Origin of the sequence: Bradyrhizobium sp. (assembly GCF_035652035.1) — a bacterium.
Taxonomy (GTDB): Bacteria; Pseudomonadota; Alphaproteobacteria; order Rhizobiales; family Xanthobacteraceae; genus Bradyrhizobium.
The window spans coordinates 73651-90460 of sequence record NZ_DASREO010000102.1 but is presented as its reverse complement, the minus strand read 5'-3'; the positions used below and the strand labels follow the sequence as shown (position 1 = coordinate 90460).

19 protein-coding genes are annotated in these 16810 nt (G+C 62.2%); 9 read left to right on the top strand and 10 right to left on the bottom strand.

What is annotated here, in order from left to right; translation table 11 throughout:
• Positions 1 to 144: 144 nt before the first annotated feature.
• Entirely contained in the window at positions 145 to 825 is a 681-nt protein-coding gene (gene modC / locus VFB05_RS29025; protein ID WP_325018989.1) for a molybdenum ABC transporter ATP-binding protein, read from the top strand.
• A gap of 142 nt (positions 826 to 967) precedes the next feature.
• Positions 968 to 1345: a hypothetical protein gene (locus tag VFB05_RS29020; RefSeq protein WP_325018987.1), complete on the top strand. Its 378-nt coding sequence runs from the start codon at positions 968 to 970 to the stop codon at positions 1343 to 1345.
• A 60-nt stretch (positions 1346 to 1405) separates the two neighbouring features.
• Here VFB05_RS29020 and VFB05_RS29015 read toward each other — a convergent pair whose 3' ends face one another.
• On the bottom strand, positions 1406 to 3202 hold the full coding sequence (locus VFB05_RS29015) for a potassium/proton antiporter (protein WP_325018985.1): 1797 nt from the start codon (positions 3200 to 3202) through the stop codon (positions 1406 to 1408).
• Positions 3203 to 3401: 199 nt separating this feature from the next.
• On the opposite strand from VFB05_RS29015, the gene VFB05_RS29010 reads away from it, so the two are divergent.
• Complete coding sequence (locus VFB05_RS29010; protein ID WP_414643336.1) at positions 3402 to 4715, top strand: mechanosensitive ion channel family protein; 1314 nt, start codon at positions 3402 to 3404, stop codon at positions 4713 to 4715.
• A 100-nt stretch (positions 4716 to 4815) separates the two neighbouring features.
• The gene (gene map, locus VFB05_RS29005; RefSeq protein ID WP_325018981.1) at positions 4816 to 5637 is read left to right on the top strand and encodes a type I methionyl aminopeptidase; all 822 of its coding nucleotides are present in this window, start codon (positions 4816 to 4818) and stop codon (positions 5635 to 5637) included.
• A 68-nt stretch (positions 5638 to 5705) separates the two neighbouring features.
• On the opposite strand, the gene VFB05_RS29000 is transcribed toward map, so the two are convergent.
• Complete coding sequence (locus VFB05_RS29000) at positions 5706 to 6695, bottom strand: alpha/beta fold hydrolase (protein WP_414643335.1); 990 nt, start codon at positions 6693 to 6695, stop codon at positions 5706 to 5708.
• A 73-nt stretch (positions 6696 to 6768) separates the two neighbouring features.
• Between VFB05_RS29000 and VFB05_RS28995 the strand changes: the two genes are divergently transcribed.
• Complete coding sequence (locus VFB05_RS28995; RefSeq protein WP_325018979.1) at positions 6769 to 7674, top strand: LysR family transcriptional regulator; 906 nt, start codon at positions 6769 to 6771, stop codon at positions 7672 to 7674.
• A gap of 18 nt (positions 7675 to 7692) precedes the next feature.
• Here the strand turns inward: VFB05_RS28995 and VFB05_RS28990 are convergent, their stop codons facing one another.
• Positions 7693 to 8259: a CGNR zinc finger domain-containing protein gene (locus VFB05_RS28990; RefSeq protein WP_325018977.1), complete on the bottom strand. Its 567-nt coding sequence runs from the start codon at positions 8257 to 8259 to the stop codon at positions 7693 to 7695.
• A gap of 96 nt (positions 8260 to 8355) precedes the next feature.
• Between VFB05_RS28990 and VFB05_RS28985 the strand changes: the two genes are divergently transcribed.
• From VFB05_RS28985 to VFB05_RS28970, 4 genes are all read left to right on the top strand, one after another.
• A complete protein-coding gene (locus tag VFB05_RS28985; protein WP_325018975.1) occupies positions 8356 to 8865 on the top strand; it encodes a lipocalin-like domain-containing protein in 510 nt (169 codons plus the stop codon).
• 90 nt (positions 8866 to 8955) lie between these two features.
• On the top strand, positions 8956 to 9489 hold the full coding sequence (locus tag VFB05_RS28980; protein WP_325018973.1) for a hypothetical protein: 534 nt from the start codon (positions 8956 to 8958) through the stop codon (positions 9487 to 9489).
• 93 nt (positions 9490 to 9582) lie between these two features.
• Positions 9583 to 10305: a RadC family protein gene (gene radC, locus VFB05_RS28975; RefSeq protein WP_325018970.1), complete on the top strand. Its 723-nt coding sequence runs from the start codon at positions 9583 to 9585 to the stop codon at positions 10303 to 10305.
• A 115-nt stretch (positions 10306 to 10420) separates the two neighbouring features.
• Positions 10421 to 10588 carry a hypothetical protein gene (locus VFB05_RS28970; protein ID WP_325018968.1) on the top strand — a complete coding sequence of 56 codons (168 nt, stop codon included), beginning with the start codon at positions 10421 to 10423 and terminating at the stop codon, positions 10586 to 10588.
• Positions 10589 to 10648: 60 nt separating this feature from the next.
• On the opposite strand, the gene VFB05_RS28965 is transcribed toward VFB05_RS28970, so the two are convergent.
• The 7 genes from VFB05_RS28965 to VFB05_RS28935 form a co-directional block, all read right to left on the bottom strand.
• The gene (locus VFB05_RS28965; RefSeq protein ID WP_325019058.1) at positions 10649 to 11920 is read right to left on the bottom strand and encodes an RNA polymerase sigma factor; all 1272 of its coding nucleotides are present in this window, start codon (positions 11918 to 11920) and stop codon (positions 10649 to 10651) included.
• A 31-nt stretch (positions 11921 to 11951) separates the two neighbouring features.
• Entirely contained in the window at positions 11952 to 12305 is a 354-nt protein-coding gene (locus tag VFB05_RS28960) for a YciI family protein (protein ID WP_325018966.1), read from the bottom strand.
• A 132-nt stretch (positions 12306 to 12437) separates the two neighbouring features.
• Positions 12438 to 13118: a protease inhibitor Inh/omp19 family protein gene (locus VFB05_RS28955; protein WP_325018964.1), complete on the bottom strand. Its 681-nt coding sequence runs from the start codon at positions 13116 to 13118 to the stop codon at positions 12438 to 12440.
• On the bottom strand, positions 13118 to 14107 hold the full coding sequence (locus VFB05_RS28950; protein WP_325018962.1) for a 2-hydroxyacid dehydrogenase: 990 nt from the start codon (positions 14105 to 14107) through the stop codon (positions 13118 to 13120). Before VFB05_RS28950 ends, VFB05_RS28955 begins: the two co-directional genes overlap by 1 nt.
• A gap of 2 nt (positions 14108 to 14109) precedes the next feature.
• Positions 14110 to 14919: an ABC transporter permease gene (locus VFB05_RS28945; protein ID WP_325018960.1), complete on the bottom strand. Its 810-nt coding sequence runs from the start codon at positions 14917 to 14919 to the stop codon at positions 14110 to 14112.
• Complete coding sequence (locus VFB05_RS28940; protein ID WP_325018958.1) at positions 14916 to 15728, bottom strand: ABC transporter ATP-binding protein; 813 nt, start codon at positions 15726 to 15728, stop codon at positions 14916 to 14918. The genes VFB05_RS28945 and VFB05_RS28940 overlap by 4 nt, the downstream gene beginning before the upstream one ends.
• A 23-nt stretch (positions 15729 to 15751) precedes the next feature.
• Positions 15752 to 16726 (bottom strand): ABC transporter substrate-binding protein, encoded by a 975-nt coding sequence (locus VFB05_RS28935; RefSeq protein ID WP_325019056.1) that lies wholly within the window; start codon positions 16724 to 16726, stop codon positions 15752 to 15754.
• Between the last annotated feature and the right edge of the window lie 84 nt (positions 16727 to 16810).

The window sequence follows — 16810 nt, the reverse complement described above, 5'->3', positions numbered from 1 at the left end:
TTACCTGTAGCCGAGCATTCGCGATGCGAATGTCAAATCTAAAGCTCCACTAGAGACCTATATTTGCTAGTGGTCCTTTGATTCTAACATTTGCAAACGTGCCTGCCACATCGGAATGCAAATATTAGAATCGGACCACTAGTCATGCTGAGAGTGGACGTCGCGAAGCGACTGGGTGAATTTGCGGTCGAGGCCGCGTTCGCGAGCGAAGGCCGCGTCACCGGCCTGTTCGGCGCTTCCGGCGCGGGCAAGACGTCGCTGATCAATATGATCGCAGGTCTGCTGCAGCCCGACCGCGGCACAATCTCGATCGATGGCGAGACGCTGGATGACACATCCACACAAACCCACGTCGCCGTTCACCGCCGGCGGATCGGTTACGTCTTCCAGGACGCGCGGCTGTTTCCCCATCTCGATGTCCGCAAGAATCTCGATTACGGGCGGCGCATGAATCACCTGGTCGAGGATGCGGCGCTCTGGCACCGGGTCACCGAACTTCTCGACATCGGCGAACTCCTGGATCGCCGTCCCGGAAAACTGTCTGGCGGTGAACGCCAGCGCGTGGCGCTCGGGCGGGCGCTGTTGTCACAGCCGCGATTGCTGCTGCTGGATGAGCCGCTGGGATCGCTTGACGACGAGCGCAAGGAAGAAATCCTCCCCTACCTCGTTCGCCTGCGCGACGAGGCCGGCATCCCCATGGTCTATGTCAGCCACGATCCATCCGAGATGCGAAAGCTGGCGACGCAGATTGCGATCATCCGCAATGGCCGCGTGACGGCTTTTGGCGGCAGCGAGGTATTGCCGGCGGCGCACGCGCCCGCGTGACGCGCGAGAGTGCGTACATCTTTCGGAAATGTCGCGCCCAACGTTAATGATCTCCGTAAAGGTAAACGCGCTGTTGTCGTTGACGGCTGATATCGCGGGCCTATTGAGTTGCCGATATCGCAACCCAAAGGCACATATCCAAATGTCTCGCGCTTATGCCGCATTGATTGCTTCAGTTTTTTCCCTTGCCGCGCTTCCGACCACGGCTTCCGCCCAGTGCTACGGCTGCTACGCGCCGCCGCCGCCCTGCGTCACCTGCTATCGGCCGCAGGTCATTCCGCCGCAGTACCGCACCGTGCAGGAAACTGTCATGGTCGAGCCCGGCCGCGTCATCGCCCACCGCACGCCCGCGCAGTATCGCACCGTGATGGTCCCGCAGACCGTGATGGTTGCGCCTGAAGGCGTTCAGTATGAGCGCGTTCCGCCGCAGTATGCCACCCGTGAGCGCGTCGAGATGGTCGCGCCCGCCCGCACCTACTACGCACCGGTCATGCCGCGCTGCGGTTCCTGCGGCTACTGATCCCGCAAAGTTGGAATTGATCGATGGCGTGGACCTGCAGAGGCTCACGCCATTTTATTTTCAGATACCGGCTAACGACGACCAGAAGCTCGCCAGTTTCTGCTTGAGCAATTCGAGCGGCGGCGGAGGCGGCGGCACCTCTTCCGGGTCTTCGGGCAGGCGAAGACCGATCACATTCACCCTGCCTCCGCTGATGCTGCGCGCCACCAGCACGATGGTGTCGAGATCGAGTGTCGCGCCTTCCTTCGGTGCATGGTCGAGATGAATGTCGAAGTAGTCGGCGAGCGTCAGCGTCGTTTCGTCAGGATTGACCTTGACGCCATAGACCTCGGCGAGTTCGCCGAGCGTGTGCTCGCCCGACACCGTAAAATCGCCGAGCAGATGCGGGTCCGGAGCCGAGCTTGGCGGCATGTCGACGAAGAAGCGATCGAGCGCTTCGGCCTTTTCCGGCGGTGCGAGCAGATAGATGTAGTCGCCGGGGCGCACGGGATCGGCTTCGATCGGCGAAAGGATGTTCTCGTCACGGATCACCAGCGTCGGCTTCGACCAGGACGGCGTAAGGCCGCGACGGAAAAACAGGCTTTTCGGCCGCACCGGATAGCCTACCAATTGCTGCTCGAGCTGGCCGGGAAGATCGAGCTCGACCCGCCGAGGGCCGCGGTCGGAGCGCGGTAACGCGACATGCAATCGCCGCGCCGCCGCCGCCAACGTCCAGCCCTGCAGCAACAGCGAGATCACGACGATGACGAAGGCGACGTCGAAATAGAGATAGGCCTTCGAAAGCCCGACCAGCATCGGGATCGAGGCGAGGAAGATCGCGACCGCGCCGCGGAGGCCCGTCCAGGCGATGAAGATCTTTTCCCGCCAGTTGAAGCGAAACGGCGCAAGGCACAGAAATACGGCGAGCGGCCGCGCCACCAGCATCAGCACCAGGGCAACGATGACGGCCGGTCCAATGCTCGTCACCAGACGCTGCGGCGAGACCAGAAGTCCGAGCAGCACGAACATCACGATCTGGGCGAGCCAGGTTGCTGCGTCGAGGAACGTCACCACCGCATTATGCGCGCGCGTCGGCCGGTTGCCGATGATGATGCCGGCGAGATAGACCGCCAGAAATCCCGAGGCATGCGCAATCTGCGCGGCGCCGAATATCACAAGCGCACTCGTGAGCACGAACGGCGCATGCAGCCCCTGCGGCAGAGCGACGCGATTGAGCGCGATCACCACAATTCTGCCGCCGAGGATGCCCGCGACCGCGCCCAGCACCGCCTCGCGGCCGAGTTCCATCGCGACATGGGCGAATGAACTGCTCCCGGCGGAAATCAGTTCGACCAGCATGAGCGTGAGAAACACCGCGAACGGATCGTTGGTGCCGGACTCCGCCTCCAGCGTCGCGCCGACACGCGGGCGCAATCGCAAGCCTTGCGCATGCACGAGCAGAAACACCGCCGCGGCGTCGGTCGAGGCGACAACCGCGCCGACCAGAAGCGCTTCGGTCCAGTTGAGATCGAGAGCATATTTGGCGACAGGTGCCGTGATCAGGGCGGTCAGGAGCACGCCCGCTGTCGCAAGCACCATCGAGGGCGCAAGCACCGCGCTGATATTCTGAAAGCGCGTGCGCAGGCCGCCGTCGAACAGGATCAGCGCCAGCGCGACCGATCCCACGAGATAGGTCGAGCGCAGATCGCTGAACTCGATCTGGCCGGGACCGGCATCGCCGGCCATGACGCCGATCAAGAGGAACACCAGGAGCAAGGGCGCGCCGAAGCGCAACGCCAAAAGGCTCGACAAAATGCCGGCCATGACAAGCGCCGCGCCGAGCAGAATGGCTATGCTGACCTGATCGAGAGATGCCATGGGTTCTGCGTAAATCCTTGCTCCAGCATCCTTATCGTCGTCACAGTTCGAGGCCAACCCATTTTTGCCGAAGGCCCGATTGTCCGCACCAATCGGCTTCGAACCGCGTCGCGGCGATAGCGCTAGTGAAGCGGTTATGTGAAAATCTCCCGAATCAAGCCCGCCCCTGCGACAATTCGGCCGCGACGAGATTTTGACGATGGATTTGAACGACATCATCGATTACCTGGGAACGGTAGCGCGCTCCGTCGGCGCCGAAATGTCCTCGCCGTTTTTCTATCTGCAATTCGGCCTGATCCTGATTGCCGCCGGAATTGCTCTGACCGCCAATGCCGCGCTTCAAAAGCGCATCGATAGAGGATCACTCGCCAATCGCTGGCCGCTGCCGCTCAGGCGGCTCGCCTATGTCCTGGTGGTGGAAAGCTTCTCCACGGTGGTGTTTGCCGTCCTGGTCATTGCGGCGCGGATCGTCATGTACCATTCGACCTGGCCGAGCCGCAGCTACATGCTGGTGGTTGCCGCCAAGCTCGCGCTTGCGTGGCTGGCCATCCGCCTCATCACCTCGGTCATCCGCAACGCGTTCCTGGTCACGATGATCTCGCTCTTGGCGTGGCTGATCGCGGCACTGAGCATCATCAATCAGCTCGAGCCGGCGGCCGATGCGCTCGACTCGATCTCGATCGTTCTGGGCGGACTGCGGCTGACGCCGCTGCTCGTGATCAAGGCTTGCCTCCTTTTGATCGTGACACTCTGGCTCACCAACATTGCCAGCAATTTTGCGGAAAGCCGGATCAATCGATCGGCCGACCTGACGCCATCGATCCAGGTGCTACTGGTGAAGATGATCCGGATCGGGCTGATGGTCGTCGCGGTCGCAATCGCGCTCGGCGCGGTCGGCATCAACCTGTCGGCACTCGCGGTATTCTCCGGCGCGGTCGGCGTCGGCATCGGCATCGGCCTGCAAAAGATCGTGGCCAACTTCATCAGCGGGATCATCCTGCTGGCGGACAAGTCGGTCAAACCCGGCGACCTCGTCACCATCGGCGACAGCTCCGGGCGTATCAGCGCGATGAAGACCCGTTATATTTCCGTGGCCGCGGGCGACGGCCGCGAATTCCTTATCCCGAATGAGGATCTGGTGACGCAAAAGGTCACCAACTGGACCTACACCGACAAGAACACGCTGGTGAAGGTGACGTTCGCCACCAACTATGATTCCAACCCGCGGCGGGTGTGCCAGCTCGCCATTGAGAATGCGGCCGCCGCGCCCCGCGCCATCAAGGCAAGGCCGCCGAACTGCATCCTCACCGAGTTCGCCGAGACCGGCATGAAGTTTTCCCTGACCTTCTGGATCGCAGACCCCGACGGCATGGACAACGTGAGGAGCGAAGTGATGCTGTCGCTGTGGGAGACTTTCAAGCGTGAGGGCATCAAGGTGCCCTATCCCGTCCGCGAACTGCGCGTTCGCGGCGGCGCGCTGCCGGTCGACACCACCGTGGAGGTCTCCAGTTAACGCTACTACCTGAGGTTCCGCCCGTGCGCATCGCTTGCACTACGGCCGCCAATCATTAAATTAGCTGGCTAACCAGCCCCCACCGAGACACGATCCATCCATGAGCTATGTCGAGGCCTCAGATACGTCCCTGCGCAAGACCGGGCAGATCAAGCTGCACGGTGCGAGCGCGTTTGCCGGCATGCGCAAAGCGGGCGCGCTAGTGGCGAAATGCCTCGACGAACTGACCGACATCGTCAAGGCCGGCATGCCGACCTCGAAAATCGACGATTTCGTGCGCGAATTCGCCTTCAGCCATGGCGCCTTTCCGGCGACGCTGATGTATCGCGGCTACCGTTATTCGACCTGCACCTCGATCAACCACGTGGTGTGCCATGGCATGCCCGGAGACCGGGCGCTGAAGGAAGGTGACATCGTCAATATCGACGTCACCTTCATTCTCGATGGCTGGTATGGCGATTCCAGCCGGATGTATGCCATTGCCCCGATCGCGCGAAAGGCCGAGCGACTGATCGAGGTCACCTATGAGGCGATGATGCGCGGCATTGCGGCCGTCAAGCCCGGCGCTACCACCGGCGACATCGGCCATGCCATCCAGAGCTATGTCGAGCCGCAGGGTATGAGCGTGGTACGCGACTTCTGTGGCCATGGGCTCGGCCGCCTGTTCCATGATGAGCCGAACATCATCCATGTCGGCCGGCCGGGCGAAGGCGTGCCGCTGCGGCCCGGCATGTTCTTCACCATCGAGCCGATGATCAATCTCGGCAAGCCGCATGTGAAGATCCTGTCCGACGGCTGGACCGCGGTGACGCGCGACCGCTCGCTGTCGGCGCAGTTCGAGCATTCGGTCGGCGTGACCGCGACCGGCTTCGAGGTGTTCACGCTGTCCGAGCGGCATAACGAGAAGCCGCCTGTGGCCTAATTCCAACCCGACGCGCCGGGTGGCCGGACGGCGGCTCGCCTGCGGAACGACCGCCATACCTCACATGATCATTCCACCTTCGATCCGGGCAAATCTTGTCCGGCAAGGAACGACCTGATCAGCCCCGCGATTTCGCCGGGCTTTTCATCAAGCGCAAAGTGTCCGGCGTCCATGACATGGATCTCAGCGTGAGGCAGGTCCCGGCGGTATGCTTCAGCTTCGGCGACCAGAAACGACGGATCGTATTTGCCCCATACCACGAGAGTTGGCGGCTGACGCTCCTTCATCCAGGCCTGCCATGCAGGGTAAGACGCGACGTTCGTCCGGTAGTCGTAGAACAGATTGCTCTGAATTTCGCTTTGGCCGGGCTTGCTGAGGAAGGCGAATTCATCGTCCCACAGATCCGGATCAAAATTTTCAGCATTCGGGCTGGTGCCAACATGACGTTGCCGCGCCGCCGCCCGCGACATCAGATTGTCGCGCAAGCCTGATTCATTCGCCGCCCGGTCTCTCCAGAAGGCGCGCCGCTTTTCCCACAACGGACCAAGGCCGTCTTCATGCGCGACCGCGTTCTGGATGATGAGCGCCTGGACGCGTTCCGGATGCGCCAGCGCAAGGCGAAATCCTACCGGGCCGCCATAATCCTGCATGTAGAGGACATAGCGGTTGATGCCGAGCTTCTCGACAAAGCGGTCCGTGATCTTGGCAATATGATCAAATGTATATTCGAAAGCCTTCGCGTCCGGCGCGCCGCTATGACCGAAACCCGGATAATCCGGCGCGATCAGATGATAGCTGTCTGCAAGGCGCGACAACAAAGGTTCGAACATCCGCGACGAGGACGGGAAGCCGTGCAACAGAAGCAGCGTAGGCGCATCGGCGCGGCCGGCCTCGCGAAAGAAGATCGATACTCCATCGACGTCGACCTCACGATAATGAACCCGGCTCATGGTCGATATCCCTGCCGGCGCAGCAGCGACGGACGTTGCGCGCCCGGTACCGGCAAAACCGGCAACCATGGCCAGGGACAGGGCTACCACGCTGGCTGATGCTCGCATCGCTCATCCCTCCTCTCTGAACAGTTGCAGCACAAATTGCAGGTCCCCTCCGGATAAGGCCTGCAGATTTGTATTGCCAGATGAAGATTTGCCGCAATATCCTGCAAAAATGCAGGAGTTGGACTGGCACGACTTGCGCTACGTCCTCGCAGTGGCGCGTGAAGAAGCGCTTGCTGGAGCAGCGCGCACCTTGCGCGTGAACGAGACGACAATCGCGCGCCGAATTGCCCGCGCGGAGCTCATACTTGGATCGAAGCTATTTCATCGGACACGGGGCAAGCTGCTGCCGACCGAGACCGGACAAATTGTCATTCAGCACGCCGAACATATCGACGCGGAAATCCAGACGCTCGGTGAGCGGGCGGCGGCAACGGATTCGCGCGCGGCGGGATCGGTGCGGCTCACCGCCAATCCCTTGCTCGTCAACCGTCTCCTCATTCCCGCGATTACCGAATTACGGGCTGCACACCCCCTTCTGCAGATCGAACTCGTCGCCGAACCGCGAAATCTCAGCCTGACAAAGCGGGAGGCCGACCTTGCGCTTCGTATGGGGCGGCCCAACAGAGAGCAGCGGGTCGTCGCCCGGCGAATTGGCGATTTTCCTTTCGCGGTCTACGGAGCGGCCGACAAGCGGCGCCTCAAGCAAGGATGGATCGCTTTCGACGATGCGATGACGCATCTTCCGAATGCCGCATGGATCAGGCGCGCCATACAACAGGAAGAGGGGGGTCCGCCGCTTCTGACGGTGAATGACGCGGACGCCATGCTGCATTCGATCCGCAACGGCCTTGGCCGCTCGCTCCTTCCCTGCGCCATCGCCGATCGCGACCCGGCGCTCACGCGCTTGAGCGGAAAGGCTCCCGTGCTGACGCGCGAACTATGGCTGCTCGTTCATCCCGACATCAGGCATCTTGCTCGGATCAAGGCGGTGGTCGGCTGGCTGGAGCAAACAGTCAAGCGCGCCCTCTCCAGGACCTAGAGCGACGCCGGTCGCGGGCTAGCTCTCGCGCTGGCGTTTTCGAAATTCCCTCACCTTCGCCTTGTTGCCGCAGGCGAGCATCGAGCACCACCGCCGGTCGCCCCGGCGCGAGGTGTCGACAAAATAGATCGTGCAGGTCGGCGACTGGCATTGCCGAATGAGGTCGACAGCATCGCTGAACAATTGCACGGCTTCCCGCGCCAACGTGACGATGAGGGCGCTTGCCGTTCCTTCTAGACACATCGATCCGTCAGCCTGAAGCAGCGGCACGGCCGCGGCACCTGAGGCGACGCGATTAAGCGTCTTGCGCGCGGCGTCGGCTTCTGCCCCACGGCGCCCTCCCGCCAGGACATAGATCGCCTCACGCAGCGCCCGGACGGTGGCCAGGTCTTTGGGCGTTGTCTTCGGTGGCTTGCCGGCTAGCCCAGCCGAGACCAGCCAGCGGGCCAGATCATCGGGCGAGTTCAGAAGTTCGCGCGGCGACCCACTGAGCCTCGCCTGCAGCGTCGCCGGCAAATCGATCGCGTTGCAGCCGCCGCGAAAGCGAAAGCCGTCCCGGTCTTCCGGCATGTCACCAACGTTCATGTAACCTGATTGACAGGTTTCACACGATGTGGCAAGGGGGTGCGTGTAACTAGATAAGCTAGTTACAAAGGCCCGGATGACCCGGGGAGACCGCAAATGATATGTCGCGCGCCGTTCAGTTTGATCTTGATCGCGGGCCTCACTGCCGGCGGCATCGCCTCGGCGCAGGCAGAGGAGCTTTCCACGCTTGAGGGAAGCTGGATCATGGAGCAGGCCTACGAGATCCGCGCCGATGGAACCCGCACGACCAATTATGGCGAGCACCCCAAAGGCCTCCTCACAATCGATCATGCCGGCCGCTACAATTTGCAGATATTCAAGGCGGGACGCCCGCTCTTCGTGAGCGGCGACAAGACGCGCGGAACGGCAGACGAATACAGCGCCGCTTCGCTCGGCAGCAGCACGCATTTCGGCCACGTCGCGATCGACCAGGCCAAGCATCAATTGATCTTCGACGTCGAGAGCGCCTCCTTCCCCAACTGGGAGGGCAAGCGACAAGTGCGCGACTTCACCTACCAGAGTGGCTTGCTGAGTTATGCCGTCCCGGCCAGCGCCTCGGGCAACGGAACCATCGCTTACTCGATCTGGCGCCGCGCCGCGAACTAAACGCCGGCAAGCCAGCAATTTTCTCCAAGCGATGACCTCGGTTTTCGGCGAACCTCGCCGCAGAAAACGAGACACTCCTGGAGAACATCAATGGCGAAACACTCTTCATTTATCGACGCGCTGTGCGGCACCGATGGCCCCGCGCATGACCGCGCCGGCAAGATGATGCTTTACGGACAGTTCCTCGGCGCCTGGGACGGAACTGTCACGAGGTACGGCGCGAACGGCGAGCGCTTCGATTCAAGTGCTGAAGTCCATTTCGGCTGGGCGTTGGAAGGCCGCATCATTCAGGACGTCTGGATCGTGCCGTCGCGCCATGGGCGAGCTCCCGGAGAAGCCGACAGGATGTATGGCACGACCTTGCGGGTTTACGATCCGAAGGCTGACAGCTGGGACATCACGTTCATCGATCCGGTGCGGCAGACATACGACCGGATGACGGGCCGGCAAGCCGGCGCCGACATCATCCAGGAATATCGCAAGGCCGACGGCACGATCTGCCAGTGGTGCTTCTTCGAGATCACGGCCAATTCCTTTCACTGGGTTGCCCGCGAATCCACCGACGAACGCAAGACGTGGCGCCTCACCGGCGAATATCATCTCAAGCGCAGGACGCCGGTCTGACGCGGGCCGAGGCCGGCAAATGAGCGCGCGCTTTCCGCCTCCGGCCGCACTTCCTGGGTTGCAAAATTCACCCGCGTCGGCACAGTGGAGCCGATGGGCAGCGAGAGTACCGATCCAGTCGAGGCGAAGGCGGCTCGCGAGGAGCCGCCGCATTATCACGGCCATCGCGAGCGGCTGCGCTCGCGTTTCCACGAGGCCGGCTCCGACGCGCTCAGCGATTACGAGCTGTTGGAGCTGGCGTTGTTCGCCGCCATTCCGCGGCGCGATACCAAAGTGCTCGCCAAATCGCTGCTGAAGAAATTCGGCTCGTTTGCCGAAGTCGTGCACGCGCCGGAAAAGCTGCTGCGCGAGGTCGACGGCATCGGCGACGCCTCGATTACCCAGCTCAAGCTGCTCGCCGCCGCTGCGGGGCGCATCGCCAAGGGCGAGATCAAGCGCAACGTCGCGCTGGCCTCATGGAACGACGTCATTGCCTATTGCCGCAGCGACATGGCGTTTGCCGACAAGGAGCAGTTTCGCATTCTCTTTCTCGACAAGCGCAACCAGCTGATTGCCGACGAAGTGCAGCAGACCGGCACGGTGGACCATACACCGGTCTATCCGCGCGAGGTGATCAAGCGGGCGCTTGAACTATCCGCAACCGCGCTCATCCTCGTGCACAACCATCCCTCCGGCGATCCCTCGCCGTCGCAGGCCGACATCCAGATGACGAAGTCGATCATCGGCATTGCCAGCCCGCTCGGCATCTCCCTGCACGACCACATCATCGTTGGCAAGAACGGCCATGCGAGCCTCAAGGGGATGAGACTGATCTGAGTGCAGGGTGCATTTACCATCTATTAACTCTCTACTTCGCGCTTTGGCGAATGCGTGTGAGAATGATTCATCGGATGAGAGGGGGGTAGCTCATCCTCGATGGAGGGGATCGATAATGAACCAGCTCGCAGAGCGGATGGGGGCCGCGGCTCTTTCGATGAGCCCAGGACGCATGGTCGACAAATTTCTCGACTGGCTCGATGAACTGCGGATCGCGATGGAGCTAGCTGAAATCGACAGGTCGGCCCGCAACGAACTGCGAGTCAGAGTGCCGTTCGATTGATCCGGAGGCGGGCGTAGAAGCCCAAGGGGCAAGTGGCTGATCTGAACGCGACGGCTCTATTCAAGGGACAGCCGCATTCGCGGCCTCGACGGCGCGACGCTGCAAAAAATCGCGCTCGCGCTGGTTGCCCGCAAGCTCCGCTGCCGCCGCGAAAGCCGCTCTGGCCGCCTCAAAATGCTGCAGCTTGTAGAGCAGATCGCCGCGCACGCTCTCGAGCAGATGATAGGTCTTGAGCGCCGGCTCGCCAACCAGCCGGTTCGCGATCTCGAGCCCCGCCGCTGGCCCCTCGGCCATGCCGACCGCGACCGCGCGGTTGAGTTCGATCACCGGCGAATCCACGCGCTTCGTCAGTTCCGCATAAAGCGCCGCAATCCGCGTCCAGTTGGTCTCCGCGGCTGTTGCGGCCCGCGCGTGACAGGCGACGATGGCCGCCTGAAGCGCATAGAATCCAAACGTGCCACCAAGTTCGCGCGCGCGGGCGAGCGCCTGCAATCCGCGCCGGATTTGCAGCAGATCCCACAGCGCGCGATTCTGCTCGAGAATCAGCACCGGCGCGCCCGCCGCATCGGTGCGTGCGGCGTTGCGAGAAGCGTTCAGCTCCATCAACGCAAGCAGCCCGTGAGCTTCGGGCTCATGAGGCGCGATCGACGTCAGAATACGGCCTATACGCAGCGCTTCCTGACAAAGTTGCGGACGCAGCCAATCCTCGCCCCTTGCTGCGGTGTATCCCTCGTTGAAGATCAGATAGACGACTTCGAGCACGGCGGCGAGCCGTTCCGACAACTCGTCACCAGAAGGGGTCTCATAGATCAGCCCGGACTCCGAAAGAGTTCGTTTTGCACGAACAATGCGCTGGGCAATGGTGGCATCGGCGACAAGAAAAGCTCGCGCGATTTCCTCGGTTGTGAGGCCACAGACCATCCGAAGCGCCAGCGCCACGCGCGCCTCGCGCGACAACAGCGGATGGCACGCCGTGAAGATCAACCGAAGCATCTCGTCGCCGATATCATCATCCAGCGCAGCCACCAGATCGGGCATCGCCTGCTGCTCCGCTTCCAGCTCGCGCGCAACCAGTTCATGCTTGCGCGCGAGCATGCGGGAACGGCGCAGGTGGTCAAGCGCCCGCCGCTTGGCCGTCGTCGCCAGCCACGCGCCCGGCCTGTCCGGAATGCCGCTCAGGGGCCAATGCTCGAGCGCCGCCAGCAGCGCGTCCTGCGTCAGCTCCTCTGCCAGCGGCACATCGCGCAGCATTCTCGAAAGGCTGGTAACGAGCCGGGGCTGCTCGACCCGCCAGGCCGCCAGAATAGCGCGGTGAACATCGCCGCCCGTCACGACAGACGAAGCCGTCGGCACGAGCCGTCCATCATGGGCCAGCGAACGCACGAAGCTCGCACGTTCCTTCCCAACCGGGCATATGGTCGAGATGGAGCTGCATGAACTCGCGCGCCATCGCAACCGCCTCCTCCTTGTCGCGAAGCTCGAAAACCGCGTAGCCGCCGACAACTTCCTTGGCTTCGACGAATGGGCCGTCGATCACACTGAGCTTGCCGTCCTTGATACGCACCTGCGCACCCGTCTCAACCGGCATCAGACCCCCGTTATCGAGCATGCGGCCGGCCTTGATCTCACGGTCGGCGAGCTTGTGCATCGCTTCCATCAGTTCGGGCGTTGGGTTTCCCGGAGGGCCGGGATGTGTGACGAGATACATGAAGCGCATGTCAGAACTCCCTTGAGAAGCGAGCCGTGGGCACCATGCCCCCGAATGGTCTCGCTGATGGTTCGACGAACCAGCCAGCGGCAGATCGACACGAGTCCTAAATTATTTATCCGGTCGCCGTGGCCGCGGCGGTCACTGCCGCACCATGAGCAGCGGATCGGCGCTGTCAGGGACCAGCCGCCACTGCGCATTATCGTCGGCCTCGAACTGCCAGGTCTCCCCCTTGTCGGACATCAGCAGGATCTGGCCGTGATCGAGCCGCCAGCGGGTCGGCGCGAACGCGGCGATCACGGGATCGCATTTCGGCTTCAGGAACACCTGAAAGTTATCCTGCCCCGCATCGGTGTTGGTGAGCGTCAGCCCGCAAATCATCTGGCCGCTGCCGCGCACCATCGCCCAGTCGCCGATCATCTGGTCCATCGACTTGGCGAGCGAACGCGCGGCGGCGAGGTTCTGCAGGATGTAGACGCCCTCGCCCTGGCGCACGCCTTCAAAGATGCCGCTCTCGACCTCGGTGAAATCGATCACCGGCTGGCCGGCCGCATCCTGCAAGCGCACGATGTCGAGCCCCTTGACGCTCCAGGCCGCGATATCCTTGGAGAACGGCAGCGCCTTGGCGCAGCCCGGCTCAAGCTCGAGTTTGAAGCCTTGCGGCGTGGCGTCGCCTTTCAACGTAACCACACAGGTCTTGCTGCGCTCGGTGGTGGCGAGCTCCCACTGGCCGATCATGTCCTTGCGCAAGCTCGCCGCGTCCTGCGCCGTGGCGGAATGCGTCAACGCAAACAACGCAACGAACAGCGACCACTTTCGCATCAACGGCTCTTGACAGGCGTTTCCGCAATCGGGGTCAGCGGCCCCTTGCCGGCAAACCAGGACTTCAGGTTGTCGACCACGAGCTGATCCATCGCGTTGCGGGTGACGACGGATGCGGAGCCGATATGCGGCAACAGCACGACATTCTGCATCGCCCTCAGTTCATCCGGCACGGCCGGCTCGTTGGCGAACACGTCGAGGCCCGCCGCCAGAATGGCGCCCGACTTCAACGCCGCGATCATCGCCTCTTCGTCGACCACCGAGCCGCGCGCAACATTGACGATGACGCCGCGCGGGCCGAGCGCCTTGAAAACTTCGGCGTTGATCATTTTGGCCGTTGAGGGACTGCCGGGCACGATCACGACCAGCGTGTCCACCGCCTTGGCCATCTCGATCAGGTCGGGATAGTGCTTGTACTTGAGGCCGGCGACCGGGTTGCGCGTGTGATAGACGACCGGCACCAGCGACGCCTCGAGGCGCCGCGCGATCGCCTGACCGATCCGGCCCATGCCGACGATGCCGACCTTGCGGTCTCGGAGCGAGCCGACGCTCAAAGGATATTGCTGCGTGGTCCAGAGACCCGAGCGCAGGTAACGATCGGCCTTGATGAACTCGCGCAAGGTCGCGATCAAAAGCCCCATCGCGATGTCGGCGACTTCTTCGGTGAGCACATCGGGCGTATTTGTCACGATAATGTTATGCTCGCTCGCATATTTGGCATCGACGTGGTCGTAGCCGACGCCGAACGACGCGGCGATCTCGAGCTTCGGGAACATCGCCATCACAGCGCTGTCGCAGCGGGCGGTGCTGTAGGTCACCGCGAGCCCACGCACTTTCGCCGCGACCGCGGGATTGACGCGCTCAAGATCGGCGCGCGTCTCGACGGGATGGAGCACGAATTGATCGGAAAAGCCCTTGTCGATGATCGGCTTGTTCGGCCCGTAGACCAGAAGGTCGATCTTCTCCGATGAAATATTTCCGCCCGTCATTATTAGTTTTCCTTTCCAAGCGCGCTCTCATGCCAACGCCGCAGCAGGAGGTGCGAGGTTAGCGCCAGCAGCCCATAAATGACAATTCCGGCGGCCGAGAGCAACAGCAAGGCTGCGAACATTCGGGGAATGTTGAGCCGGTATCCGGACTCGGCAATTCGATAGGCAAGGCCCGATCCCGCGCCGGCCGAGCCTGCCGCAATTTCAGCCACGACCGCGCCGATCAACGACAGGCCGCCGGCAATACGAAGACCGCCCAGCATGAACGGCAGAGCCGCGGGCAATTTCAGGAGCCACAGGGTTTGCAGCTTCGAGGCGCCGTAAAGCTGGAAAAGGCCGGCGAGGTTGCGGTCCACCGAGTTCAGGCCGAGCGTCGTGTTGGCCAACACGGGGAAGAAGGCGACGATAAACGCGCAAACGACCACCGCGGTCGATTGCGACAGATAAATCAGCAGCAGCGGCGCGATCGCGATGACAGGCGTGACCTGCAACACGACCGCGTAGGGAAACAGCGAATATTCCAGCCACTTCGAAATGTTGAACAACAGCGCCAGGACGACGCCGCCGACCGCCGCTGCCACAAAGCCTTCGAACGTTGTCAAAAGCGTGGTGAGAAGCGATTGCGAGAGCACGCCCCAATCGCTGATCAGCGTGGCAAAGACCGCCGACGGCGCCGGCAGCACGTAGGGCTGGATGTCATTGACCCGCACCACGAGTTCCCACAGGCCGATTCCCGCCGCGAGGACGACGATGGGCAGCACGAGGCGAACGAGCCGCGCCGTGCCGTTGCCGTGAGGTGCCGGCGCGCTCATGCCGACTGTCCCGAATAGGCAGGCGCCAGTGCGCTCGATACCCTGCGGCAGTAACCGGCATAGTCGGCCGAGGTGCGAAACTCTTCGCTGCGCGGCTCCTTGGTCTCGATGGTGATTTCGGCGGCGATGCGTCCGGGCCGCGGCGTCATCACCAGCACGCGCTGCGACAGGTAGACCGACTCGAACACCGAATGCGTGACGAAGATGACGGTCTTGCGCAACGAACGCCACAACGCCAGCAAGTCATTGTTGAGACGAAAGCGGGTGATTTCATCGAGCGCCGCGAACGGCTCGTCCATCAGAAGGATATCCGGATCGGTGACCAGCGCGCGCGCCAGCGAGACGCGCATCTTCATGCCGCCGGACAATTCTCTGGGGTAGCTGTCGGCGAATTCGGATAGGCCAATGCGCGCCAATGCCTCGTCTACACGCGCGTTCGCTTGCGAAGACGCCACGCGCGCCAGTTTCAGCGGCAGGCGAACATTCTCGCGCACCGTTGTCCACGGCATTAGCGTCGGTTCCTGAAACACAAAGCCGATCGGATGGCGGCCATTTTCCGTCACGGCCGGACGCGCCACCCGAACCGTACCCGAGGTCGCAGCGCTCAGGGCGGCAATCAGGCGCAGCGCGGTGGATTTTCCGCAGCCGGACGGCCCGAGCAGCGATACGAATTCACCGCGGCGCACGGCAAGATCGATCGGACCAAGCGCGACGAGGCCGTTGTCGTAGGCTTTGACGACGCCGCGCAGATCGACCGCAAGTCCCGCGGGATCGATATCCGCTCCTCTCGACGCCGGCGAATTCTCCATGATCAGGGAAGCCTAGTTCTTGTTCAATTCTTGGGCCGCAGATCGACGCCGACACCCTTGTTGATGAAACGAAGCGTGTAGGATTTGCGATAGTCCATATCGGGCTTGACGACGTGCGCACGCACCATCTTCTCGAAGAAGCTCGCCATCCGCGCATCGTTCATGGCGCCGATGCCGTCGTGCAATGCATCGCCGGAATCGACGATGCCGTATTCCTTCATCTTGCCGATCGAATAGGCGAGCAACTCGTCGGTCATTTCCGGATTGAGCTTCTTGATCATCGCGTTTGCGGCGGCATTGTCGCCATAGAGGTAGTTGTACCAGCCGATCATCGACGCGCTGACGAAGCGCTGCACCAGATCCGGCTTCTTGTCGATCACATCGCGGCGCGTTTCGATCAGGGTCGAATAGGTGTTCCAGCCATAATCGGCGAGCAGGACGATCCCGGGCTTGAATCCGGCGGCCTTCTCGACGGCATAAGGCTCGGACGTCACATAGCCCTGCATGGCGCTGTGCTTGTCGGCCAGGAACGGCTGCGGATTGAACGTGTAGGGCTTGACCCGGTCTTCGCTAAATCCGTATTCAGATTTCAGCCACTGGAAATAGCTCGAGATGCCTTCCTTCGAGACGAACAGCGTCAGCGGCTTGAGCTCTTCGAGTTTGGTGATCTTGGACTCCGGATGCGTCAAGAACACCTGCGGGTCCTTCTGGAAGATCGCCGCCACCGTCACGACGGGCACGTTGTTGGTGACCGCATCGAACGACATCAGCGTGTTGGCGGCCATGAAGAAATCGAGCCGGCCAGAAATCAGGAGCATGCGGTTGTTTTCGTTCGGACCGCCGGGCACGATCGTGACGTCGAGACCGTATTTCTTGTAAGTGCCGTCGGCCACCGCCTGAAAGAATCCGCCATGCTCGGCCTCGGCCACCCAATTGGTGCCGAAAGACACCTTGTCCAGCGTGGTCTGGGCGCGCCCCGGGGACGCGGCTGCCATCATGGCCACCAGGAACGTCGTTAACGCCAGCGGCAAAAAGGGGTACTTCATGGTTAGACTCCGCAGGGCGTTTGGCCGCATGATGGG

What these genes read in the sequence shown, in the direction of transcription:
- radC (WP_325018970.1), top strand. Translation starts at nt 9,583, where the DNA reads ATGGGCAGCGAGAGTACCGATCCAGTCGAGGCGAAGGCGGCTCGCGAG.
- VFB05_RS28935 (WP_325019056.1), bottom strand. Translation starts at nt 16,726, where the DNA reads ATGATGGCAGCCGCGTCCCCGGGGCGCGCCCAGACCACGCTGGACAAG.
- VFB05_RS28960 (WP_325018966.1), bottom strand. Translation starts at nt 12,305, where the DNA reads ATGCGCTTCATGTATCTCGTCACACATCCCGGCCCTCCGGGAAACCCA.
- VFB05_RS28970 (WP_325018968.1), top strand. Translation starts at nt 10,421, where the DNA reads ATGAACCAGCTCGCAGAGCGGATGGGGGCCGCGGCTCTTTCGATGAGC.
- VFB05_RS29010 (WP_414643336.1), top strand. Translation starts at nt 3,402, where the DNA reads ATGGATTTGAACGACATCATCGATTACCTGGGAACGGTAGCGCGCTCC.
- map (WP_325018981.1), top strand. Translation starts at nt 4,816, where the DNA reads ATGAGCTATGTCGAGGCCTCAGATACGTCCCTGCGCAAGACCGGGCAG.
- VFB05_RS28990 (WP_325018977.1), bottom strand. Translation starts at nt 8,259, where the DNA reads ATGAACGTTGGTGACATGCCGGAAGACCGGGACGGCTTTCGCTTTCGC.
- VFB05_RS29020 (WP_325018987.1), top strand. Translation starts at nt 968, where the DNA reads ATGTCTCGCGCTTATGCCGCATTGATTGCTTCAGTTTTTTCCCTTGCC.
- VFB05_RS29000 (WP_414643335.1), bottom strand. Translation starts at nt 6,695, where the DNA reads ATGCGAGCATCAGCCAGCGTGGTAGCCCTGTCCCTGGCCATGGTTGCC.
- VFB05_RS28985 (WP_325018975.1), top strand. Translation starts at nt 8,356, where the DNA reads ATGATATGTCGCGCGCCGTTCAGTTTGATCTTGATCGCGGGCCTCACT.
- VFB05_RS28950 (WP_325018962.1), bottom strand. Translation starts at nt 14,107, where the DNA reads ATGACGGGCGGAAATATTTCATCGGAGAAGATCGACCTTCTGGTCTAC.
- VFB05_RS28945 (WP_325018960.1), bottom strand. Translation starts at nt 14,919, where the DNA reads ATGAGCGCGCCGGCACCTCACGGCAACGGCACGGCGCGGCTCGTTCGC.
- VFB05_RS28980 (WP_325018973.1), top strand. Translation starts at nt 8,956, where the DNA reads ATGGCGAAACACTCTTCATTTATCGACGCGCTGTGCGGCACCGATGGC.
- VFB05_RS29015 (WP_325018985.1), bottom strand. Translation starts at nt 3,202, where the DNA reads ATGGCATCTCTCGATCAGGTCAGCATAGCCATTCTGCTCGGCGCGGCG.
- VFB05_RS28940 (WP_325018958.1), bottom strand. Translation starts at nt 15,728, where the DNA reads ATGGAGAATTCGCCGGCGTCGAGAGGAGCGGATATCGATCCCGCGGGA.
- VFB05_RS28955 (WP_325018964.1), bottom strand. Translation starts at nt 13,118, where the DNA reads ATGCGAAAGTGGTCGCTGTTCGTTGCGTTGTTTGCGTTGACGCATTCC.
- modC (WP_325018989.1), top strand. Translation starts at nt 145, where the DNA reads ATGCTGAGAGTGGACGTCGCGAAGCGACTGGGTGAATTTGCGGTCGAG.